Annotated in this window: 20 protein-coding genes and 1 pseudogene; 7 read left to right on the top strand and 14 right to left on the bottom strand. The window is 72.7% G+C overall.

Features of this window, described 5'->3' with window-relative positions; genetic code table 11:
- Positions 1–162: 162 nt before the first annotated feature.
- Together ACFW2G_RS00480 and ACFW2G_RS00475 are read right to left on the bottom strand one after the other, a co-directional pair.
- A complete protein-coding gene (locus ACFW2G_RS00480; RefSeq protein ID WP_384583402.1) occupies positions 163–669 on the bottom strand; it encodes a DinB family protein in 507 nt (168 codons plus the stop codon).
- A gap of 79 nt (positions 670–748) precedes the next feature.
- The gene (locus tag ACFW2G_RS00475; RefSeq protein WP_384450637.1) at positions 749–2,263 is read right to left on the bottom strand and encodes an MFS transporter; all 1,515 of its coding nucleotides are present in this window, start codon (positions 2,261–2,263) and stop codon (positions 749–751) included.
- Positions 2,264–2,416: 153 nt separating this feature from the next.
- Between ACFW2G_RS00475 and ACFW2G_RS00470 the strand changes: the two genes are divergently transcribed.
- The 3 genes from ACFW2G_RS00470 to ACFW2G_RS00460 are packed head-to-tail and all read left to right on the top strand — an operon-like array spanning position 2,417 to position 3,809.
- On the top strand, positions 2,417–2,854 hold the full coding sequence (locus tag ACFW2G_RS00470; RefSeq protein ID WP_037922144.1) for a MarR family winged helix-turn-helix transcriptional regulator: 438 nt from the start codon (positions 2,417–2,419) through the stop codon (positions 2,852–2,854).
- Positions 2,855–2,865: 11 nt separating this feature from the next.
- Positions 2,866–3,237 carry a DUF4180 domain-containing protein gene (locus ACFW2G_RS00465; RefSeq protein WP_384450633.1) on the top strand — a complete coding sequence of 124 codons (372 nt, stop codon included), beginning with the start codon at positions 2,866–2,868 and terminating at the stop codon, positions 3,235–3,237.
- Positions 3,234–3,809 (top strand): HutD family protein, encoded by a 576-nt coding sequence (locus ACFW2G_RS00460; protein WP_037922149.1) that lies wholly within the window; start codon positions 3,234–3,236, stop codon positions 3,807–3,809. The genes ACFW2G_RS00465 and ACFW2G_RS00460 overlap by 4 nt, the downstream gene beginning before the upstream one ends.
- On the opposite strand, the gene ACFW2G_RS00455 is transcribed toward ACFW2G_RS00460, so the two are convergent.
- The 4 genes from ACFW2G_RS00455 to ACFW2G_RS00440 all read right to left on the bottom strand — a co-directional run bounded on the left by ACFW2G_RS00455 (position 3,806) and on the right by ACFW2G_RS00440 (position 6,951).
- Positions 3,806–3,931 (bottom strand): hypothetical protein, encoded by a 126-nt coding sequence (locus tag ACFW2G_RS00455; protein ID WP_269084547.1) that lies wholly within the window; start codon positions 3,929–3,931, stop codon positions 3,806–3,808. The genes ACFW2G_RS00460 and ACFW2G_RS00455 overlap by 4 nt on opposite strands.
- Positions 3,928–4,524 carry a hypothetical protein gene (locus ACFW2G_RS00450; protein WP_384450629.1) on the bottom strand — a complete coding sequence of 199 codons (597 nt, stop codon included), beginning with the start codon at positions 4,522–4,524 and terminating at the stop codon, positions 3,928–3,930. The genes ACFW2G_RS00455 and ACFW2G_RS00450 overlap by 4 nt, the downstream gene beginning before the upstream one ends.
- Before the next feature lie 153 nt (positions 4,525–4,677).
- On the bottom strand, positions 4,678–5,025 hold the full coding sequence (locus tag ACFW2G_RS00445; protein ID WP_037922151.1) for a VOC family protein: 348 nt from the start codon (positions 5,023–5,025) through the stop codon (positions 4,678–4,680).
- 120 nt (positions 5,026–5,145) lie between these two features.
- Positions 5,146–6,951 carry a galactose oxidase-like domain-containing protein gene (locus ACFW2G_RS00440; protein ID WP_384583405.1) on the bottom strand — a complete coding sequence of 602 codons (1,806 nt, stop codon included), beginning with the start codon at positions 6,949–6,951 and terminating at the stop codon, positions 5,146–5,148.
- Between the two features lie 272 nt (positions 6,952–7,223).
- Between ACFW2G_RS00440 and ACFW2G_RS00435 the strand changes: the two genes are divergently transcribed.
- Entirely contained in the window at positions 7,224–7,874 is a 651-nt protein-coding gene (locus ACFW2G_RS00435) for a DUF4360 domain-containing protein (RefSeq protein WP_037922155.1), read from the top strand.
- 342 nt (positions 7,875–8,216) lie between these two features.
- Here the strand turns inward: ACFW2G_RS00435 and ACFW2G_RS00430 are convergent, their stop codons facing one another.
- The 5 genes from ACFW2G_RS00430 to ACFW2G_RS00410 form a co-directional block, all read right to left on the bottom strand.
- A complete protein-coding gene (locus tag ACFW2G_RS00430; protein WP_037922158.1) occupies positions 8,217–9,260 on the bottom strand; it encodes a LacI family DNA-binding transcriptional regulator in 1,044 nt (347 codons plus the stop codon).
- 256 nt (positions 9,261–9,516) lie between these two features.
- Positions 9,517–9,870, bottom strand: a complete 354-nt coding sequence (locus tag ACFW2G_RS00425) for a hypothetical protein (RefSeq protein WP_037922163.1) — start codon at positions 9,868–9,870, stop codon at positions 9,517–9,519.
- A gap of 156 nt (positions 9,871–10,026) precedes the next feature.
- On the bottom strand, positions 10,027–10,284 hold the full coding sequence (locus ACFW2G_RS00420; protein ID WP_384583408.1) for a hypothetical protein: 258 nt from the start codon (positions 10,282–10,284) through the stop codon (positions 10,027–10,029).
- A 100-nt stretch (positions 10,285–10,384) separates the two neighbouring features.
- Positions 10,385–11,473 (bottom strand): glutamate--cysteine ligase, encoded by a 1,089-nt coding sequence (locus ACFW2G_RS00415; RefSeq protein WP_384583411.1) that lies wholly within the window; start codon positions 11,471–11,473, stop codon positions 10,385–10,387.
- Between the two features lie 249 nt (positions 11,474–11,722).
- The gene (locus ACFW2G_RS00410; RefSeq protein WP_037922931.1) at positions 11,723–12,559 is read right to left on the bottom strand and encodes a class II glutamine amidotransferase; all 837 of its coding nucleotides are present in this window, start codon (positions 12,557–12,559) and stop codon (positions 11,723–11,725) included.
- Between the two features lie 154 nt (positions 12,560–12,713).
- On the opposite strand from ACFW2G_RS00410, the gene ACFW2G_RS00405 reads away from it, so the two are divergent.
- The gene (locus ACFW2G_RS00405) at positions 12,714–15,143 is read left to right on the top strand and encodes a SpoIIE family protein phosphatase (RefSeq protein WP_384450614.1); all 2,430 of its coding nucleotides are present in this window, start codon (positions 12,714–12,716) and stop codon (positions 15,141–15,143) included.
- Positions 15,144–15,191: 48 nt separating this feature from the next.
- Here the strand turns inward: ACFW2G_RS00405 and ACFW2G_RS00400 are convergent, their stop codons facing one another.
- The 3 genes from ACFW2G_RS00400 to ACFW2G_RS00390 form a co-directional block, all read right to left on the bottom strand.
- Positions 15,192–15,677, bottom strand: coding sequence for a hypothetical protein (locus tag ACFW2G_RS00400; RefSeq protein ID WP_384583414.1), 486 nt, complete (start codon positions 15,675–15,677; stop codon positions 15,192–15,194).
- 185 nt (positions 15,678–15,862) lie between these two features.
- Positions 15,863–17,272 (bottom strand): glycoside hydrolase family 16 protein, encoded by a 1,410-nt coding sequence (locus ACFW2G_RS00395; RefSeq protein WP_037922215.1) that lies wholly within the window; start codon positions 17,270–17,272, stop codon positions 15,863–15,865.
- A gap of 189 nt (positions 17,273–17,461) precedes the next feature.
- Positions 17,462–20,857: a hypothetical protein gene (locus ACFW2G_RS00390; protein ID WP_384680804.1), complete on the bottom strand. Its 3,396-nt coding sequence runs from the start codon at positions 20,855–20,857 to the stop codon at positions 17,462–17,464.
- Positions 20,858–21,066: 209 nt separating this feature from the next.
- Here ACFW2G_RS00390 and ACFW2G_RS00385 point away from each other — a divergent pair, with 209 nt between their 5' ends.
- The gene (locus tag ACFW2G_RS00385; RefSeq protein ID WP_384583420.1) at positions 21,067–21,645 is read left to right on the top strand and encodes a MepB family protein; all 579 of its coding nucleotides are present in this window, start codon (positions 21,067–21,069) and stop codon (positions 21,643–21,645) included.
- Positions 21,646–21,657: 12 nt separating this feature from the next.
- Positions 21,658–21,903, top strand: a pseudogene (locus ACFW2G_RS00380) (transposase); the annotation flags it as partial.
- Positions 21,904–21,946 lie beyond the last annotated feature (43 nt).

The following is a 21,946-nucleotide window of genomic DNA, read 5'->3' as shown; positions in this document are numbered from 1 at the left end:
CGGCTGCGGCAGAGCCCGTCCACGCTGACGCCTCTCGGAGGGCGGTCCGGCAGTGGGGGACACCGGCGGGCGGCGGGTCCGGAACGGGTCTGCGGGGGCTGCCCGGACCGCAGGGCGGCCGACCCGTGCGGGCCCCGTGGGCGGAAGTGGACCCGTAGGGGCTCAGGACGTCCGGCCCCGCTCCAGCACCCCGCGGACGAAGGCCGCCTGGCCCGCGTGCTGGAGGTCGTCGGCGAGCACGCTGACCAGGCGGACTCCGAGGGTGACCGGCGGGTCCCAGCGCTCGTCGACCACCCGGTCCAGGTCGGCGGCCGCGAGCCCCCGGACGAAGCCCAGGGTCTGCTCGTGCACCGCGTCGAAGTAGCCGAGCAGGAGCTCTCCCGCATCCACCCTCACGGCGCCCGCCTGCCGCGCGGAATGGGCGTAGCCGGTGGATTCGGTGGGCAGCCGCAGGGCGAACCGGTCCGCCCAGCCCCCGGCCTCCCACACCTGCTCCAGGCCTGCCGCGGCCGCGATGTGGTCGTCCTGGATCCGGGTCAGGTGCCAGACCAGCCAGGTGACGGAGTTCGCGGCCGGGTCGACGCGGGCGTTCAACAGGTCCGCGGGCGCGCCGTCCACGGCCTCGTACACGGCCTCCCGGATCCGGCCGAACCCGTCCGTAGCCTTCATGCACCCACCATGCAAGGCCCGGCGGCCCACCCGGTGCGAACGACACGCGGGGGCGGGGCGCCGGGCCGGCGGTCCCGGGTCAGCCGACGGCGTCGGCCTGTGCGGGCTCGGCGGTCCGGCCCGGTCCGGCCTCGGCCGGCCGCGCGGCAGCCGGCGCGGCGGGCCGGTGGCCAGCGCGCAGGCCGAACCGGCCGATCAGCCCGACCAGGGCGAAGGCCGCGGCGCCGATCCCGAAGGTCAGGGTGAACCCGGACTCGGCGGGCAGCGGGGGCACCCCTGCGGGCAGGTGCTCGATGGTGTTGGACGCGAGGATCGTGGTGACGACGGCACTGCCGATCGCGCTGCCCGTCGAGCGGGAGATCGAGTTGATGCCGTTGGCGATGCCGCTCTGGTGCGGCGGGACGCTGGACATGATCACAGCTGGCATGGCGGCGTACCCGAAGCTGACGGCCGCACCGACGACCAGACCGGAGCCGATCACCGAGAACGCGTGGCCGTGGTCGACGGCGAGCCAGCCGAAGCCGGCCGTGCCCAGCAGGGCGGCCATGCCCAGTGCCGTGCGCGGACCGCGATGGCGCACGATCCGGCCGCCGATGGGCGAGGCCAGCAGCGAGACGATCGCGCTGGGCAGCAGGAACTGCACGGAGGCGCGCAGGATCGACGCGTCGAAGCCGTAGCCGGTGAGCGCCTCGGGCATCTGCACGAGGTACGAGACGCCGAGGAAGCTCGCGAACATGCCGAAGCCGACGAGGAGGCCGGCCAGGTTGGCCATCAGGACCGGGCGGTGCGCGAACATCTTCATGTCGACCAGGGGCTCGCGGACCTTGAGCTCGGTCACCACCCACACGGCGGCCATCACGGCGGCGCCGGCGAAGCTGCCCAGCGTACGGCCGGAGGTCCAGCCCCACTCATGGCCCTGCGAGATCGCCAGCAGGAGCAGCAGCAGCGCGGTACCGAGGGTCAGGGCGCCGAGCACATCGGTGCGCCCCCCGGATCCGGTGCGGGTGCGGGGGACCAGCAGGACCACCGCGAGCAGGGCGAGCACCGCGAGGCCGGTCGCCATCCAGAAGGCGTTGCGGTAGTCCGCGTCGGGGCCGGAGGTGAGCAGGCCGGTGGCGACGAGCGCGAGGCCGCTGCCGAACGCGAGCGTGCCGCTGACCAGCGCCATCGCGCCAGGCAGCTTCTGCGGGCGGACCTCTTCGCGCAGCACCGAGAGCGCCAGCGGGAAGATCGCGGTGGCGGCGCCCTGCAGGACGCGGCCCAGGATCAGCAGCGGGAGCGAAGGGGCCAGCGCCGTGAGGACGGAGCCGGCGACCATCACGCCGAGGACGGCCACCAGGGTGGGCTTCTTTCCGTGCTGGTCTCCGAACCGGCCGAGGAGCGGTGTGAAGACCGCCGCGGACAGCAGAGTGGCGGTGGTCACCCAGCTCACGTCGGCGGTCGAGGAGCCGAGGTCGTCGCGGATGAGGCCGAGGATCGGGACCGGCAGGGTCTGCATCATCGACACGACCATCGCGGCGAGGCTCAGGGCGAAGACGACGGCCGTCTCGTGGCGCTGCCGGGAGGCTGCCGCGGCCGGGGAGGGGGTGCTCATGGCTGGGGGGACCTTCTTCGTGTTTCGGAGCTGAGGAGCTTCGGAACCCAGATGTTTGATGTCATCAAGTAACGCGATCGAAGGTAGAGCTCGATATTTCAGGTAGTCAAGTAAACAATTGATAATGTGAAGCAACCTGGGTAGGCTCCTCGCATGAGCGAGACCGCCACCCACACCCCGACGAAGGTCCAGCTGCTGGAGCTGCTCGCAGCCATCGGCACCGCCCAGTGGCGCGAGTTCGCCGCGGCCGCCGCCCAGTACGGCCTCACGCCCACCCAGGCGCGGGTCCTCGCCCAGCTGGACGGCCCGGTGCCCATGCGCGGCCTCGCCGCCCTGCTCGTCTGCGACGCGTCCAACGTGACCGGCATCGTGGACCGGCTGGAGGCCCGCGAGCTCGTGCGGAGGGAACCGTCCGCCGCCGACCGCCGCGTCAAGAACGTGGTGGCCACGGAAGCCGGCCGGGAGGTCATCCGCCGGGTGCGGGAGGAGATGCAGGCGGCCCACGGCGCGCTCGACACGCTCGACGACGCCGAGAGCGCGACGCTCTACGCCCTGCTGGCCCGGCTGAGGCCGTCGATGGAGAAGAGCTAGTCTCGACCCCCGTGGACACTCTTCAGCGGATCAACGACGTGCCCGTGCTGATGTGCGCGGCCGAGGGCGAGACCATCGCGGGTGAAAGCGAAGCCCTGGACTGCATCGGCAACGCCTCCTACCTGGGCGCCGAGTGGGCCGTCATACCCGTCGAACGCCTCGACGAGACGTTCTTCCGGCTGAGCACCCGGGTCGCCGGTGGGATCATCCAGAAGTTCGTCCAGTACCGGGTGGGCCTCGTCGTCCTCGGCGACGTCTCCCGCCACACGGAGGCCAGCACGGCGCTGCGCGACTTCGTCCGCGAGTGCAACCGGGGCCGCCAGACGTGGTTCCTCGCTGACACCGACGAGCTGCGCGACCGGCTGACGGGCGCCGGGGCGTGAACGGCGACCACATCCGGATCCTGCGCGCGGCCGACCGCCCCGCCACGGTCTGGAAGAACGGCGGGGGAGTCACCCGGGAGATCGCCGTCTGGCCCGCGGACGCCGACATGGACTCGTTCCGGTGGCGGGCGAGTCTGGCCGAGGTGGCCGCCGACGGCCCCTTCTCGGCCTTCCCCGGCATCGACCGCACCCTGACCCTCGCCGAGGGCGCGGGCATGGACCTCGTGGTGGGAGGCGAGCGCCGGCTCGTCACCGAACGCTTCGCACCGCAGGACTTCGCCGGGGACGAGCCGACGGACTGCCGGCTCGTCGGCGGTCCGGTCGTGAACTTCAACGTGATGTACCGCCGCGGCACGACGACGGCGCGGACCGTCGTCGTCCGGGACAGCCTCGCCCTGGCGGCCGAACCGGGCGAGACCCTGCTGGTGGTCGTCCTGGACGGCTCGGCGGCGCTGGACACCCCGCAGGGCCCGGCCCGCACCCTGGGCCCGTACGACGCGCTCCTCGCCCGGGGCGGGTTCGCCGGACGCGTACGGACCGACGGCCGCGCGGCTGTGGTCCGCTTCCGCTAGGGCAGGGGCCGATCGATCGGGAGCCCGTCCAGCCCGTCCAGCCCGTCCAGCCCGTCCAGCCCGTCCAGCGCGTCCCGGCGGGCTGACGGCGGCACCGGCGAGGGCGGAGCGGCCGACGTCATCTCGCGGGCACGGTGGGGGCCGGGGGGTGAACCTCCAGGACGACCGCGGTGCCGGCCACGGTCCGGTCCTCGTACATCTGGATCTGCTGGCCGGTCTCGACGTGGGTCCAGTGGGCGGGGGTGAGGGGAACGAGGCGGACGGTGGCCCGGCCGCCCGGCTGCAGCAGGGGCATGTCCTCGACCCACAGTCCTGCGATGCTCACCGCGACACCTCCGGTCGGTGAGAGGTTCCCGATGTCCCACAGGGGCCGCAGGACACCGTGACCGGAGATCGGCGTCCTGCGTCGGGCCTCCGTGGTGGGACGAAGCGTCAGATCGGCCCGGACCATTCCGTTGCGGATCTCGGCACACCGCCAGTGGCACCAGGCCCGGCTCTGCTCGAAGCCGAGCTGCTCGGCCGCCTCGGCAAGCTGCTCCCAGAACGCCGAGGGCAGCGGCGGCCCGTCTCCGAGCTCCTCCAGCAGGCCCACGGCCGTCCGCCATTCGTCGTGGGCGAGATAGTCCCAGACGTCCAGCACGGTGAGGTCGTTCTCGGTGGCGAGCTCCTCCGGGACGAGGAGCGAAGCCGCTTCGAGTAGCTCGGTGACATGCATGCAGTCATGGTCGGCCATGCTGTCGGGCCGCGTCGCATCGTCCCGCTCCAGGTCCTGTGCGGCGTCGGGATGACGAGCCCTTCCCGTACACCGCGTCCTGGCGCGCATCGCCCCGCCGGACGGCAGGCGTGCGGTCCGGCGGGGCGGAGTACGTCAGCGGTGGCCCAGTACGTTGACCACCCGGCCGTTGGGGTCACGGACGAAGAACCGCCGCACCCCCCACTCCTCGTCCTGAAGAGGGTGGACGATCTCCGCGCCGCTCTCCCGCACGGCCGTGTAGGCGGCGTCCACGTCGTCCACCTCGATGCTCATGTCGGGAACAACGGGTGCGGTCTTGTCCCGGGACATGATGCTGATCTGCGCCGTCGGACTGGACGGGGACGCGAGCGTCATGATCCAGCCGTGGTTCATGACCTCCTCGAACCCGAGCAGGCCGTAGAACTCGCGGCTCTCCTGTGCAGCCTCCGACTGGACATTGGGTACGACACGTCGCGTGGCCATCGATGTCTCCAAGGTGGGAACGAGCCGGCGTTGGGGCTCCCCAGAGGTACTACGGCCCGCGGGCCGCCGCACGCGCTTTCGGCGCACGCTCCGAACAAGCCGCTGCCGGCCGGTCGCCGATCAGCGGGTGCCGAGCTTGATCCATTTCGCCGTGCTGGGGACGCCCTGCGCGTCGAGCAGGAAGAGCATGTAGGAGCCGGGCGGCGCGTCGGCGGCACCGGGTGGGGTGCGCAGCGCGATCCGGTGGCCCTGGATGTCGGTGATCCGCAGGTCGAGGTGGCGCTGGCTGGTGTTGACCGAGTGCGTTGCCGTCGTCGGGGCCAGCAGTACGGCGCGCCTGACGTCCTCGGCCGTCGAGCTGGACACCTGGAAGGCCGTGTCGTACCGGAGGTCGCCCGCCGGGACCCGGTCGAGCGCCGGCCGGGCGCCCCGGTGCAGATAGGCGGGCTCGTAGAGCTCGATGCTGCCGTCCATCCCGTCCCCGACGTCGGGATCGTTGGCGATCTGCTGGAGTTCGTCGCCGGTGACCATCATCCGTCCGTCCGGCAGCACCAGGGCGTTGGAGTGGTAGCCGCGCGGCAGCCGTTGGGCCGGTCCCGTCCTCCACCGGCCGCTCGCGTCGCGCACCTCGATCTGTCGGTACTTCGGGTCGGCCTCCGGGTTGAACGGGCCGTGGCCGTAGTCCCTGGTGTCCAGGGCCCCGTTGACAGTGAGCAGCGTGCCGTCCGGCAGGATCAGGGTGTCGTCCTGGGTGCGGCCGAAGGCCCTGGGCTCCTCGGTCGTCCAGCGTCCCCCGGACAGCCGGTATGTGTGCGGGTCACGCGGGTCGCCGCCGAGGACGAGGACGGAGTCCGGGCCCCGGAAGCCCGCCGGCAGCGGCACGGCCGAGCCGTAGCCCCGGAAGTCGGCGGGCCGCCGAGGAAGCTCGCTGCGTACGTCCCCGACCGGGTCGAAGAGCCACTGCTGGTCGGCGTCGCGGCCGAGGCCGTAGATCATCCCGTCGCGCAGCGAGAACAGGTGCGGGTAGTCGTTGCGGAAGGGGGCGTCCGAGCGGAGCCGCTCGGCGGGGACGCCGGCGGGGATGTCGTACGGCCGCCAGGGCACGCGGTGTCCGAGCGCGGGGAAGCGTTCCACCACCGGGGTGGGGGTGCCCGTGCCGCGCTCGGACTGGCCGGACATGATGATCTGCCGGCCGTCCGCCCCGGTCACGACCGAGGGGTACCAGCGGCCGACGGCCAGGTCGCGGTTGCGGAACCACTTCTCGGTCCACGGGTCGAAGACGAAGGACAGCCGGGCGCCGCTGCCGCCCCTGCCGCCGAGGTTGCCGCCGAAGACCCCGACCATCCCGTTGGGCAGGTAGGAGTGCCCGGCACAGAAGAACGGCGCCGGGCGGGGGGAATGGGTGCCGTCGGGCATCAGCACCACCGGCGGCGGTACGTTCCGGAAGGCCCGGGGCCCGGTCCCCGCAGCGGGGTTCCAGAGCCAGGCGCGGCCCGCGTTGGCCGGGCCGACGGTGTTCGTCGGCCCGGTCTCCTTCGTGGGGTCGGACTCCACGCGTTCGAAGGAGAACAGCAGCACCTTCCCGGTGGGCAGCAGGGCCACGTGGACGCCGAAGTCGGGGGAGGGGAAGAACTGCGTGAAGCGGCCGAACCGGGCGGGGGCGAAGCCGGCGTTGACCCTGCGCTGGGACTCCTCCAGACCGGCCAGGCTCGCCGTGCGCCTCGCCTGCGGGTACCCCGTGGTGTCCTGGGCGGCCCGGCGCAGCCGGGCGTGGGCGCGGGCATGCTCCTCGCCCAGGACGCCGGCTTCGTCGCCGGTGTGGTGGACCGCGGCCCGGGCCGGCGCGGGCGGCCCGGCGGTGGGAAGGGCCAGGGCTGCGACGAGGGCCAGCGCCGACAGGGCGGCGGACCGGGACGGGCGGGACATCGAACTCCTCACCGCAGGATGGCCCGGAGCGGAGGTCGGGGACGGCTCCGGAAGCCGCTGAGGGACTGAAGGAACCAGCCGATATTAGGGCATAAGTGGAGCTATGCCATGGATGACCGGCCCGGCCGGTGCTTCTCGAAGGTCTCTTGGGGCCGATTGCCGGGCTATTTGGGGCGATTTATCGTTTCTGCGGTGAATCGTTTCGGCCGTCAAGGTGAGACCGCGTGCCCACCGGCCGGCTCCGTCCGGCGCGGACCGCTATCCATGTCGGTGTGATCAAGTCGCTCCGTACCGGATTCACCGCAGCCGCCGTGACCGCAACGCTCGTCACGCTCAGTCCCGCCGCCGGGGCCTCCCCCTCGGCCCCCCTCGACCAAGTGGCCGTGGATGTCGCCACGGTCAACGGATCGGGCTGCCGTCCCGGCAGTGCCGCCGTCGCCGTGTCGCCCGACAACTCGGCCTTCACCGTCACCTACAGCGAGTACGTGGCCCAGGCGGGCGGCGGCGCCCCCGCCGTCGAGGGCCGCAAGAACTGTCTCCTGTCCCTCGTCGTGCACGTCCCGCAGGGCTACACCTACGCCATCGCGAAGGTGGACTACCGGGGCTTCGGCAGCCTCCAGCCGGGCGCGGTCGGCACGCAGAAGGCCAGCTACTACTTCCAGGGCATGAGCCAGACCGCTTACCGGACCCACCGGTTCGTCGGGGCGCTCGACGACAACTGGCAGGCCACCGACACCACCGGCATCGAAGCCCTGGCCTGGTCGCCCTGCGGCGAGCAGCGCAACTTCAACATCAACACCGAACTGCGTGCGGAGGTGGGCACGTCCGACCCGTCGAGGACCAGCTTCATGGCCCTCGACTCGACGGACGGCAGCATCAACAGCGTGTACCACTTCTCCTGGAAGCAGTGCCCCCAGCGCTGACCGGCAGAGCACGCTGCCGGCCCCGTCGGGGACCGGTTTGCGGCATCGCCTCGCGGACGGATCCGTCCATCGAGCGGCTGTGGCCCGTAGGGCGTGTCCGGCCGTTCATGTGACTACTTCGTGCCCGAGTCGTTCCTGTGGGCATGGGGCGGGGCGATCTCGCGGATGCCGAGTGGGAACGGCTTCGGCCGTTCCCACCGGTCGGCAGCGGGCCTTGTGGCACGGTAGACGCTCCGGTTCTGGCGCCGGGCGCCCGGCGCGTGCCCCTTTCCCCACCCGTGTTGCCGGCGTGCAGGAGAACCTGAAGAGGGTCCGGGGCCTGCGTCGGGCGCGGGCTCCACGTCAGGCCGACGCGCGCTCCACCAGGATCGTTTCGGTGATCACCGGCCCCGGCGCGGTCCGGCCCTCGCGGCCGTCTCCCAGCCGCTCCATCAGCAGCCGGGCCATCGTCCGCCCCATGCCCTCGATGTCCTGACGCACCGTCGTCAGCGGAGGGTCGGCGCTCTCCGCCACCGGTTCGGCGTCGTCGAAGCCCACCACCGAGACCTCCCCGGGGACCACCCGGCCGCGCTCGCGCAGCACGCGCAGTGCCCCGGTCGCCATCAGGTCGTTGCCGGCGAACACCGCGTCGATCGAGGGGTCCCGGTCCAGCAGTTCGGCCATCGCGCGGGCTCCGCCCGCCGCGGTGAAGTCCCCCACGGCGACCAGCTCGGACCCCGCGGCCGGGAGTACGTCGCGATAGCCGCTCAGCCGGTCGGCCGCCGAGGTCTGGTCGAGCGGGCCGCAGATGTGCGCGATCCGTCGCCGTCCCCGCGCCAGCAAGTGGCGTACGGCGTCCCGGGCACCCCCGCGGTTGTCCGCGTCCACGTATGTCACCCGGCCGTCCTCCCCGGGCCCGGCGGTCCAGCCCGGACGCCCGCCGTAGACCATGGGCATGCCGATGCGGGCGGCGATGGAGGGCAGTGGGTCGTCGGTGTGCAGGGAGAAGGCGAGGGCTCCGTCGACATGGCCGCCGGCCAGGTACCGCTCGATGCGGTCGTAGTCGCAGTGGTCCTCCACCAGCAGCAGCACCAGCTGGGCGTCGTGCGCGGTCAACTCCTTGCTGATGCCGCGTATCTGACGGGAGAAGAAGGGGTCCGAGAAGATCCTCGCCTCGGGTTCGGGAATGATCACCGCGACGGCGCCGGTGCGTCGGGTGACCAGTGTGCGGGCCGCGTGGTTCGGGATGTAACCCAACTCCTGGATCGCCGTCTGCACCCGTTCGGCCAGATGCGGGCGGACTCCGTCACCGCCGTTGACCACACGGGAGACCGTGGCCCTCGACACGCCCGCGAGCGCCGCGACGGCCTCCAGGGTGGGACGGCTGCCGGAACGCGGTTCGGGCACGTGATTTCCTCCATGATCAACAGGCGGTGGCCTCGCCGAACAGAAGGGTAACGGGTGATCAACGTCCGGGGTGAGCCCAGGAGGTGGACCGGAGCGGGGAGGGGTGTTCCGCCGGTACGGCCTCCCCGGCACGGACCGCTCCGGCAGGGTGCCGTCGGCCGGGGCCGCGGGCGACGACGCGCCCGTCGGCGGTGACCCGCGGGAAACCGCCCGGTCCCGCGCGACCCGGGCAGGGGCACGCACCCCGCGCGGGCCCCTACATGTGGGACTGCCCGTAGTAGTGGCCGAACCGGTCCATGAAATTCGGCTCACCGGCGTACTTGGCCTCGTCGTAGTCGGGCGCGTTCCTGATCTGCTCCTTGGTCAGGCTCAGGTAGACCTTCTCCTCGGCCGTGTCGATGCGCTCGACGACGCCGGCCGGCAGGAGGACGTGCTTGCCGAGGATCCAGACGCCCGTGTCGACGACGATGTGGGAGGAGCGGAAGTCGGCGGAGTGCTTGTCGACCTTTCCGATGTGGCCGTCGGTGGCCTCGACCTTGTAGCCGACGAGGTCGATGCCGCTGTGGTGGCCGGCAGCCTCGTGGTATCCCCAGATGTCCTTCTCGGTCACGACTCCCGCCTCTCTGCAACCGTACGCGTAGCCGGCCCCAGGCCCCGCCCGACCGGTGACTCCGGTGAGGAGCCGAGGACGCCGCCCCGGTGGACGGCAAGGAAGGTGGGGGCGCGGCCCGTGGGCGCCCCGTGGCTCCGGTGCACGGCGACCTCCTCAGGAGGAAGGTCGCCGGGGGCCGGCGGGCCGTTCGCCGTCCGGCCCCGTCCAGCGGGTGCCCGGGCCGGACCGGCCGGGCTCGACCGGCCGGTCGAGGCGGCTCGCCTCGTCCGTGTCCGCGGCCCGCGTGGTCCCGTCGTCCCCGCCCGCGTCCCCGGGCGCCTTCCCGGCCCGGGGTGCGGCGTGCGGTGCCCGGTGCCGGTCTTCGTCGCCGTGGTGCAGCGGTACTCCTCCTGCGCCGCCCTGGTCGTCCATGACAGCTCCTTCCATGTCCCCGGAGCCCCCTCACCCGGCGCGTTCCCGGCCGAGGTGACGGGAAACCCCTCTCCTCGCGCGGCCCTCGTGTCGTCTCGTGTCATGCGGCCGCCGTTGCCGCCGCCAGGCTGTCGACCACGTCGGCCAGCCGTCCCCGCCGGGCACGGGCGGCCCGCTGACGGCTCGCACCACCGCCCTCCGCACGCAGCCGGTCGAGCAGGGTGTCCACCAGGAGCAGGTCGCCGACCGCGGCGAGTCCGGGTTCGGCCCGCTCCCGCAGCCGATCGAGCATGTCCCACACCGGCACGTGCGCCCCGCCGACCGGGTCGAGGCCCCATCCGCCGTCCAGCCCGTGCAGGGCCGCGAGCCGGTGCGCCTCGCGCAGCCGCCCGCACTCCAGGAACGGCGCGGGCCTGCCCTCGTCGCGCTCCGGCAACAGCACCCCCGCGAGTCCTCGGACGAGCGCCGCCAGCAGGACGACGGTGTCGAGGCGGGCGTTCACGTCGGCGACGCGGATCTCCAGCGTCGGCACGTGCTCGGACGGGCGGGCGTACCAGTAGATCATCCGTCGGTCCAGCAGGGCCCCGCACCGCACCAGATCATGGGCGATGCGCTCGTAGGCGGCCTCGTCCAGGAAGGGAGCGGGCCCCACCGTGGGCCATCGGGCGTGTTCGACCGCCCGCCAGCTGGCGTGGCCGGTGTCCCGGCCGCGGTCGAAGGGGGAGTTCGCGCTCAGGGCCTGCAGGACGGGCAGCCACGGCCTGAGCCGGTTGGCCAGATCCAGGGCCTGCGCCCGGGAGGACACGCCGATGTGGACGTGGCAGCCGCACACCGGCTGGTCGTGGCCCGCCACGGCCGAGGCGAAGCGGACCGCCATGCGCCGGTAGCGCTCGTCCGGAGTAACGGTCAGCGGACGCTCGGGCGGGATCACTGGAGTGCCGGTGCCGACGAGCAGGCAGTCCTGTGCCCGCGCCGCCCGGACCAGCTCGGCCCGCAGCCACGCCAGCTCGGCCCGCAGCACCGCCGTGCTCGACGTCGGGCTCGTGCACGACTCGACCTGTGCGGTGAAGAACTCCGGCTGGACCAGCGGCCCGAGTCTGCCCGAGGCCGCCTCGATGACCCCGGCCGCGCGGCCCACCGGAGCCCTGCTGCGGCGCTCTACGAGCAGGAACTCCTCCTCCACGCCCATGGTCGGTACGGTGGCCGCGGCGGGGCCGCCGCTTCCCGGTCCGACCGGCGCGCGCGGGGACCGGCTCCCGTGACGAGGCGCCGACGTGAACACGGCCAGTGACATCGGGGGTCCTCTCGGTGAGGGTGGGGGCCTCCGGCCTCCGGTAGGAACCGGCATGGCCGAGGCGGTGGTGCCGTCCTTCCAGGCCCTCCTCCTGTGCTTCGCCCACCCGCCGGACCACCCCGCGCGCGGGGGCCGCGGCCGTGGCTAGAGCTCCGGAATGAAAGGGAGGTAGTCCACGTCCCGACCGGACGGGACGACCGCGTAACTGCTCTCGGGGAGTTCGTTCCACACACCCGGAAGGTCACCCAGCGGCTCGGACACCACGATGCGGGTCTCGTCCGACACCTCCCTGAGGTAGTCGATCTCCGGGTAGAGGTGCCGGACCGTGTCGGCCCTGCTGCTGTAGTAGAGCGAGCGCGACCTCCCCTGACTGGAATACCGGAACGCCCACACGCGCTCACCGTCGCTCACCGCCACCGTCATCTGGAGCGGTTCCGCCACGCCGTGCTCCTTGCCGAGGCGCTCCACGAGCCCCGCCATCCTCGCCACCGCGCCCGGGGGGTCCTGGTCGAGCCCGTAGGTGACCGCGAGGTAGAACATCACCTCGGAGTCCGTGGACCCCTCGATGCACGAGAACAGGGCCGGGTCGACGGCCATGCACAGATCGCGCTGGAGCCGGTGGAAGTCCCCGATCGCCCCGTTGTGCATCCACAGCCAGCGGCCGTGCCGGAAAGGGTGGCAATTCGTCTGTTGGATCGCCGAGCCGGTCGAGGCCCGCACGTGCGCGAAGAACAGCGGCGAGCGGACGTGCGCGGCGAGCTCCTGGAGGTTGCGGTTGTTCCAGGCCGGGCCGATGTCGCGGAAGACCGCAGGCGTCCCGTTGCCGTCCGCGCTGTACCAGCCGAGCCCGAAGCCGTCGCCGTTGGTCGATTCCACACCCAGCCGGGAACGCAGGCTCTGGTTGATCAGCGAATGCTCGGGGCGGTAGAGCACGGTGTCGAGCAGCACGGGCGTACCCGAGTAGGCGAGCCACCGACACATGCGCACCATCCCTTTCGCGGCCTGCTCCGAGGGTAACTCCGCGGACGGCGCCCTTCCCGCGGGGCGCAGCCGCGCCCGAAGCGCGGCAGGCCCCCGGGCCGCGGCGGGCGGGCCGAGACCGCACACCGGCTGCGCGCCGTGCCATCCTCGACGTATGACGCACGACGTCGGACCCCCCGGCGAAGGCACCTCACCCGAGGTGCTCGCGCTGGCCAAGGTGGTCGCCAGGCTGCGATCGGAGATCGCGGACCTGGAGGGCGTCTCCGCGTCCACGGCCGTCCTGGAGCGCGCCAAGGGCGTCCTGATGGCACAGGAGGGCATCTCCGCGGACGCGGCCTACGAGAGGCTGCTGGAGCGTGCGACCAGGCAGGGCAGCACCCTCATGGAGGAGTGCTGGCTTGTCCTGGGCCGGGTCGGCCCCGGCCGGCCGCCCGCCGTACCGGCCGGCCCGTCGGTGCCGGCCGCCCCGGACCGCGGTGCCCGGCCGGAGCAGGCCGTCGGCGCCGGGGGCCCCTGCGACGGTCCGCCGGACGCGGACGGGCTGCGCCCGCTGCTGGCCCGGATCGCGGAGTGCCTGGCCGAGGCACGGGACGAGGCAGACGTCGCGGAGCTGCTGCGCGCCGTGCTCGCCGAGGCGATCGGCGTGGACGCCGTGATGATCTACACGGTGACGGTAGCGGGCAGCCTGGACCTGACCGGGCACGCCGGCATCGACGAGGAACTGGCTTGCCAATGGGCCCACGTTCCGCCGCTGAGTGGCGTCGCCGCCCTCGAAGCCATCGCCGCCGGGCACTCCGTGTGGCTCGAGGACCCGGCGCAGGACGCGCGCCGCTACCTGCTGATCGGCAACCCGCCCGAGCGCTGGCCCTCGCGCGCCTGGGTCCCCGTACCGTCCGACGGAGCCGTCAGGGCGGCCGTGGGGTTCCTGCGCACCAGGCCCGGCGTCTTCGACGCAGGTACCCGCACGCTGCTGCGCCAGGCCGTGCGGCTGTGCGGTGCGCTGCTGCGAGCCTTCGGCGCGCCCGGCGGCGGCGCGGCCGAGGGCGCGGCGGCCCCCGACGCCGCGGAACAGGTGCAGCGCATCCTGGACGTGCTGTCCGGCCCCGCGGTCCTGCTCACTCCGCTGCGTTCGGCGGCGGGGGAGATCGAGGACTACCGCATCGACGCGGCGGCGCCGGAGTCGGTCGACGTGGCCGGGCGCCGGGGCAAGGAGCTCATCGGCCGCAAGGTCCTGGAGACGTATCCCACCGTGGCGGGCACCGCACTGTGGGAGGGCTACCAGGACACGCTCGCCACGGGGGCGGTGTACGAGGGGGAGCCCTTCCGGTACCACGACGTGGGGGCCGGATTCCCCCAGGAGTCGGTGTACTCCGTCCGGGCCGCCCGTCTCGGGGACCGCCTGGCGGTCTCCTGGATCCGGCACGACACCAGCGAGCGCGAGATCCGCAGACTGGCCGAACTGCAGCGCCTGGGCAACCTCGGCTGGGCGGCCTGGCACCTGACGACGGACCGCGTCGTCTGGTCCGACCAGGTCTACGCCATCTTCGACCGGGAGCCCGCCCTGGGGCCGATCGGCCTGGAGGAGCTGCCCCGCCACGTGCTGCCCGGGGACCGCGAGGGTCTCGCCGCGTCCGTCCGGCGGCTGCTGAGACTGGGCCACCCCGTGGACCGGCCCTTCCGGATCACCACCGGCGAGGGCGTACGGGACCTGCGGATCGTCGTGGAGGCGCAGACCGCCGCCAACGGCACCCCGGTCGAGGTCCACGGCTTCTTCCAGGACGTCACCGCCCAGCGGGACGCCGAACGCGCGCTGCGGGAGAGCGAGCGGGCCGCCCTGGTCCAGCGCGGGATGCTCCAGGCCGAGCGCGCGCTCGCAGCCCGGCTCCAGTCGACCCTGCTACCCATCCCCGAACAGTCCCTGGAACTCGCCGGCCTGTGCGTCGGAGTGGCCTGCACGCCGGCCGACAGCGGGGCCAACGTCGGTGGCGACTGGTACAGCGCCATCGAACTGCCCGACAGGAGCGCGCTCTTCGTCGTCGGGGACGTGGCCGGCCACGGCCTCGCGGCCGTCGGGACCATGGCTCAACTGAGGTTCACCGCCAAGGGCATGGCCATCACCGGATCGGCCCTCATCGACGTCCTGCGCCGGCTCAACAACCTGCTGCTCCACACCGACGCGGAACCATCCGCCACCGCGACGATGGTCATCGCCCGCTACCAGCCCGAGGACCGGCGCCTGACCTGGGCCCGAGCCGGGCACTTGCCGCCGCTGCTGCTCCGCGGCGGCCGGGCGGGCTTCCTGCCACAGCCCGACGGCTGCCTCCTGGGCGCCGCCCACGACTCCGTCTACGGACAGGCCGTCATCGACCTGCTGCCCGGCGACCGCCTGCTGCTCTACACCGACGGTCTCGTGGAGGAGCCGGGCGAGGACATCGACCTCGGACTGGACCGGCTCGCGCAGGACGCCCTCCGACTTCTGGGGAGCGGCACGGACGAGGAGCTCGCCCGCACGCTGGCGGGGCGGCGTCGGGCGAACCGCGACGACATCTGCGTCCTGGACATCCACCTCCCGGACGAGGCGTGACCCCGTCCGGGACGTGGCTGCCCGGCTGGTGCGAGGGCGGCTGTCGGTTCAGGTGATGAGGAGCCGGTTGAAGAACGAGCGGTAGTGCTGCAACGCGACCCTCAGGTCCTCCGTCGCCACCTGCTCGCCGCGGTCCCACCGGCCCTCCAGGCCCTGCTTGCGCGTGGAGAAGCTGCCCGCCAGGGCCTGCATGACCTCCGTGACCAGGGTGTCCGCCGACCGCACGGCGTCCTGCGGGTCGTCGACGAATCGGCCCTGGACCTCACTCCACTTCCTGCGGTACTCCTCGGTCTCCGTCGTGCCGAGTAGCGGTTCCTCCGTGTCGGCGTCCACCCGTTTGCCGGTGCTGGCCCGCTCGGTCGTATCCACCGCCGCGTCCGCTTCGGCCGCATGCACCGCGGCGTCCGCCCTGTCCGGCCCGTTCGTCGCGGAACTCCGAGCGGGCTCCTCGTTCCGCACGCCCTCCGCCTTCTCGCCCGTGGCATCACCGGGGTAGAGGGGCGCCTGCCGCTCGTCGCCCGCACCGGACTTCACGATGTCCTCCGTGGTCGGCCCGCCCGATCCGGTAAACCCGGACCTTTCCCGCCCCGCGCCCGCCCACCCGCCCGTGCGGTCGCGGAGAGTGCCGTACGGGGGGCACGGCGGCAGGGAGGGGACGGCGCAGCGCGGCCGGTGCGCACCGGCCGCGCCCGCGAGCGGAAGCGGATCCCGCCGTCCCGTCAGTGGCCGAAGTCGAACCAGTTGACGTTCACGAAGTCGGCCGGCTGGCCGCTGGTGAAGGTCAGATAGACGTCGTGCGTGCCCGTGACCGCGGTGATGTTCGCCGGGATCGTGCGCCAGCTCTGCCAGCCGCCGGTGTCGGCGACGGAGAAGCTGCCCACCGGGGGCGAGGTCCGGCTGTCGAGCCGCACTTCGACGAGCCCGCTGACCCCGCCGGCGGCGCCGCCGGCGACCCTGCCGTGGAACTGCGTCGCCGGGGCGGAGCCGAAGTCCACGCCTCGGAAAAGGGCCCAGTCGCCGTTGCCGAGGGCCGCGAGGTTCTGGCCGCCGCCCGCGTCCGTGCAGGTCTCCTTGGCCACGCCCGACTGGTCGTCGTAGGACTCGGCCTGGATGGCGGCGTACGCGTCGCGGTTGCCGGACGGCGGGGTGGTCGGGGGAGTGGTGGGCGGAGTCGGGCCCCCCTCCGACCGCAGGACGGACACGTAGTCGACGACCATGGAGTGGCCCGGCTCGGTACCGGCGTCGGGTCCGCCCCCGAACGCGTCGGGGAAGCCGCCGCCCATCGCGACGTTCAGGATGATGAAGTAGCCGTGGTTCGTGGCGTCGGCCCAGGTCGCCGCATCGACCTGATCGGCGCGCACGGTGTGGAAGCCCAGTCCGTCGACGGAGAACCGCATCTGCTCGACCGCGGTCGAGCGGTCCCACTCGACGGCGTAGGTGTGGAAACCGGCCTGGCAGCCGGCCCCCGGGCAGGTGCGCTGGCCGCCGATCCCGGACGTCTCGCCGCAGGGGCCGCCAGGGCTCGTGCCGCAGTGCAGCGTCGCCCAGACGGTGTTGAGGCCCTGCACGTTCTCCATGATGTCGATCTCGCCGATGCCCGGCCAGTTCCACCAGTTCCCGCGGTACGGGGTGCCGAGCATCCAGAAGGCGGGCCAGTAGCCCTTGGCCGCCGGGCCGGTGACGTTGGGCATCTGGATGCGGGCCTCGGCGCGGAGCGTGCCGCCCGGCGGGGGCTGGAAGTCGCCCCGACGGGTCTCGACGCGGCCGGACGTCCACCGGCCCGCGGCATCCCGCCGGGGTGTGATGCGCAGGTGGCCCGCGCCGTCGAGCGACACGTTGGCGGGGTCGGCGGTCATCGTCTCGATCTCGCCGGTACCGAAGTTCGCGGGTCCGCCGGGGTAGCTGGTGCCGGTGGTGTACTGCCAGTCGGCGGTGTCCACCCCGGAGCCGGCGGGCCCGTCGAACTCCTCCAGGAACAGCTGGGTCCAGCCCGCGGGCGTGGGGGGAGCCGCGGCGTTCGCGGGCAGTACGGCTCCGGCCGCGGCGGTGGCGACCAGGGCGGTCGTGCCGATCGCGGCGAGGACGGCCCGCCGTAAGGCGGCTCGTTTCCTTCCTGATGTCTCGCGCATGGGTGCCCTCTCTGAAGCGCGCGCCGGGGCGCGGGTGCGGGGGGACGGGTAGCCCGGGTCCATCGTTCTGAGAGCGCTCTCAGAACGATGGCCACTGTGCTCTGCACCCCTGCGGCCGTCAAGAGCCGCGACAGCCGTCTCCCCGCCGGGTACGACCCGGCAGGGAGACGCAGGCGGGAGAACGACCCCTCAGCCGAAGTGGCCGAAGAGGTCGACGACGACGTGGGCGGAGCCCCAGCCGAGATTGGCGAGCTCGACCTTGCCGTCGGTGCCCACCGGTACCGTGACGAGGTTGGCGACGGTCCGTCCGGTCGTCCAGTTGAGGTTGGAGGAGTCGGGACGGGTGGTGCCGGAGGGCCAGACGGTCAGGTGTCCGTCGGACTCCGGGTCGGTGACGGTCACGTTCAGTACGACCGCCCTGGCCCGGCCGAGTTCACCGTTTCCGGAGAGGTCGAGCAGCGTGCTGCCACGGGCGGGCACGGAGCTGCCGGTCCGGGTGTCGAGCACCCGCTGGGGGGCGGCGGCATGGAAGCCGGCGCCGGCCTGGTCCTCGGAGTAGTAGCCGAAGACGTCGGCGATCAGGTGGGCGGTGCCCCAGCTCGCGTTGAACAGCTTCACCGTGCCGTCCGCGCCGACCGGGACCACGACGTGGTTGGGCACCGTCCGGCCCGCCGTCCAGTTGAGGTTGGAGGAGTCGGGCCGGGCGACGCCCGACGGCCACACCGTCAGGTGCCCGTCGTCCTGCGCGTCCGTCACCGTCACGTTGAGCACGACGGCCCTCACCCCGGACTGCGGCACCCCGTCACGGCCGGCCACCTGCAGCGACACCTCGCTGCGGGCGGCGACCGGGGCGGTGCCGGGCCGGCCCACGCCCGTACGGGAGTCCAACAGACGGGCCGGGCCCGCCGGGGTGAAGGTGCTGCCCGAGGTGTCCGCGGAGTAGTAGCCGAAGACGTCGGCGATCAGGTGCGCCGTGCCCCAGCCGGCGTTGTGCAGGGAGACCCTGCCGTCCGCGCCGAGCGGCACCACGACCTGGTTCGGCACCGTCCGTCCGGTCGTCCAGTTGAGGTTGGAGGAGTCGGGACGGGTGGTGCCGGAGGGCCAGACGGTCAGGTGTCCGTCGGACTCCGGGTCGGTGACGGTCACGTTCAGCACGACGGCGTCGGCCCCGGACTGCGGAACGCCCGCCCGGCCCGAGACCTGCAACGACACCTCGCCGCCGGCCGCCACCGGTGCCGTGCCGGGGCGGCCGACGCCCGCCCGGCCCGAGACCTGCAACGACACCTCGCCGCCGGCCGCCACCGGTGCCGTGCCGGGGCGGCCGACGCCCGCCCGGGTGTCCAGCAGCCGGGCCGGGGTCAGCGTGGTGAAGCGGTCACCGGCCTGCGCCGCGGCGATGCCGTTGTTGACGACGTGGATGCGCTGCCCGTCGGCGTCGGTCCACGCGATGTTCGGCCCGGTACGGTCCACCGCCCAGGACCGGTTCGGCCGCCGCTGGAGCTTCCACTCCTCGCCCTGGGCGAGCGTGCGGACCCGCACGGTGCTCTCACCGCCGGACGTCGTGATGCCGTCGTGGAAGTCGAGCAGCAGCAGCCGGCCGGCGGCCAGGTCCTGACGCACCAGATAGCCGTCGCCCAGCAGCGACTCCCGGCCCGAGATCCTGTTGGTCGCGTCGGTGCTCATCACCGGCAACGAAAGGGTCTGGCGGGTCGTGGTGTCGTACACGCCGCTGGTGCGCACCGTGCCCTGGCTGTCCTGGCAGGCCCAGCCGACGTAGCGTCCGACGGCCTCCAGCAGGGTGGCAGGGCAGGGTGTGGTGAAGGTGCCCCGGTCCGCCGAGCCCTGCATGTCCCTGGCGTAGACCGTCCTGTCGCCCTGCAGCGAGAGCCAGAGCGTGTCCCCCTGGATCGCGACGCCGGTCGCCTGCGTCGTGTACACCTGAGCGCGGGCGTCGAGATCACCGATCACGACCTTGTGGTTGGACGTCCAGTTGCCGTTCGCGGTCTGCGCGAGCGCCACGTAGCGGCCCGCGGCGTCGGCGGTCCGGAGGCCGTCGACGTCACCGGTGGGGATGGTGCCCGCCCAGTCGGGGTAGCCGATCCTGCGGAAGACGGCCGCCTTCCGCTGCACCGGCGCCTCCTCCAGGTACCGGCCGTCGCCGGTGGACCGCAGGCCGACGCAACCGGTTGCGTGGCTCGTGCACGTGTTGATGGAGTGCGTTCCGTCGAGGTTCTCGAAGGTCTTGACCGGGGTCGGGTCGTCGGAGATCCGGTAGCTGCGGAATGAACCGGTGGTGTCGCTCGGCTGGAAGCGCACGGTGTCCGACGCGGCGGTGAGCACCCCGCCGCCGATCGACAGGCCGAAGACGGTGGCCGGGGCCGGCGGGACGTCGGTGAGCTTCGCGGCCTGCGGCGTGCCGGTGCCGGCCGCGGTGATCCGCTGGACGGCCACCCGCGGCTGGGTGGCGTACGCGGGCGCCTTGGGGCTGCCGACCGCGATGAGCGAGCCGTCCGGCGCGGGCAGCAGTTGGGAGTCGGCGAGCTCCAGCACGTACTCGACCGCTCCGGACGTCGAGCCGACGGACGTGAAGCGCAGCGGACGGCCCCGATTGTCGCCCGGGGATGCCGAGACGGATTCGGTCACGACCAACCAGTCGCCGAGCAGCCTCAGTTCGCCCGAGAACAGGCCGAGATCGGTGGAACTCAGCACGTTCTGCGGCTGTGCCCGGTCCAGGACGTCCACCATGGTGCCGTCGCCGGTGCGCAGCACTCTGCCCCCGGCCAGCCTGAAGGTGTGCGAGGGCTCGGACCCGTCCCCGTCCGGAAGCGCGCTGGTCTGCCCCGTGACGACGTCGACGAGGGTGGATCGGTGCAGTTCGTCCAGGCGGTGACGCAGGATCAGCGAGTCCCGGTCGCCGTCCTGCACTGTGGTATCGAGGGTCGCGCCGGCCGGCAGCACCACCTTGGTGCGGATCGTGGAGCCGCCGTCCAGCCGGTTCAGGAACCAGCCGGTGACCGCGGAGCTGCTGCCCTCGAACGTCAGCACGGTGCGCCCGTACGTCCCCGCGTAGCTCTGCCCGGTGGGGATCGTGACGGTACCCGCTGCGACGGGCTTTCCGGTGGTCAGGTCGAACAGGTCGACCCGGGCGGGTGCCTGCGCCGTGGCCTCCGTGGGGACGGCGACGGTGTCGGAGGAGGTTCCGTAGCGGTGGTCAGGGGTTCCGCGGTATCCGCCGGCGGGCTGGCCCTGCTCCAGGTCTCCACTGACCGGGGCCGGCAGTCGCAGGCCGGTGTCGGTGGTGGCGCCGGTGTCGTAGCGGGTCCACAGCAGCTGGTCGCCGCCCTCGCGGGCGTGCAGGAGGCCGGTGTCGCCGGCCACGAAGAGCTGGTCCCGGGCGGGGAGGCCGCGCGGGGCAGCGGGCAGTACGAGTTCTGTGGGGCCTCCCGCGGCCGAGGCCCCGGCCGCCGGGGCGGCAGCCGCCCCGGCCGGTGCCGTGGCCAGTAGCGCGGCGGAGGTGACCAGGGCCAGCGCGGCAGCCCCGATCCCTCGGTGCGGGCGTGACGTTCGTCTTGCGGTGGGGTCCACAACCACCCTCTCCTGGGCGAACACGGAGGAAGGGGTCGTCAGGGAGCAGGCCTCGGGCAGCCGCTCGCGCGGGCCGGCCGGCCTGGCTCTTCGTGATCGGCCCCCTCCGATCGTGCGGGAGCATACCAACGGTGATCATTCGATCGCACAGGAGTTCAAGAGAAAGTCTCTACTCGTTCGCGTGTTCGATATCTGGCAAGATGGCTGGCATGCCGATGGAACGCGAAGTCCTCGAAGCCCGCGAAGGTCCTTCGCGGGTCCCTGGCGACCTGCTGAAGGCCATGGACCTGGCCTACGGTCCGGGCGGATTCACCTGCTCGCCGCCGGTGCCCGAGGCGGAGAGCGCCGACTACGGGGCGTGCGCGTTCACCCTGGACGGTCTCTCGGTCCGATTCCGTGTCGCCCGGACGACCCCGGCGAAGGCCGGCCAGTTCGTCACGGTGTGGAAGAGGTCCGCGGGCGGGCCGATCCAGCCCTTCGATGCCGCGGATCCCGTCGACCTGTTCGTCATCAGCGCCCGTCAGGGCGAGGACTTCGGGCAGTTCGTCTTCCCGCGGGAGGTGCTGCGCGAACGGAACGTCGTGTCGACGAACGGCTCCGGCGGGAAGAGGGCGTTCCGCGTCTATCCGCCATGGGCGGCCACCACGAGCCGGCAGGCCCGCAGTACGCAGGCCTGGCAGGTGGAACACTTCCTCCGGCTCTCCGGAGACGGCTCGGTCGACCTGTCCCGTGCGTACGCACTGTGTCACCCGGGGCAGGCTGGATCCTGGGACGTCCGAACGAAATGATCTTCGAGATGGTTGGATCGCTGCGGAAGCGACGATCCGGGATGCGGGGTCACTCGGCTGAAGCCGTGGCGTGTTGACGACGGGTCGTGGGCGGTGATCGAGCCGCTGCTGCCCAAGGTTGCAGGTCGGGAGCGGTATCCAGGACGCAAGCTGCATCCGGACCGGCTGGTGTTCCAGGGTGCTCTGTTCCTCCTGCACGCCGGGGTGAGTGGGGAGCGTCTCCCGCGGGAACTCGGTTTCGGGTCGGGCATGACCTGCCGGCCGAGCTCTGCAGCGTGAGCGCCCTGGACTTCTCCCGGGC

Origin of the sequence: Streptomyces sp. NPDC058880 (assembly GCF_042742535.1) — a bacterium.
Taxonomy (GTDB): domain Bacteria; phylum Actinomycetota; class Actinomycetes; order Streptomycetales; family Streptomycetaceae; genus Streptomyces.
This window is presented reverse-complemented; position numbering and strand designations above follow the sequence as displayed.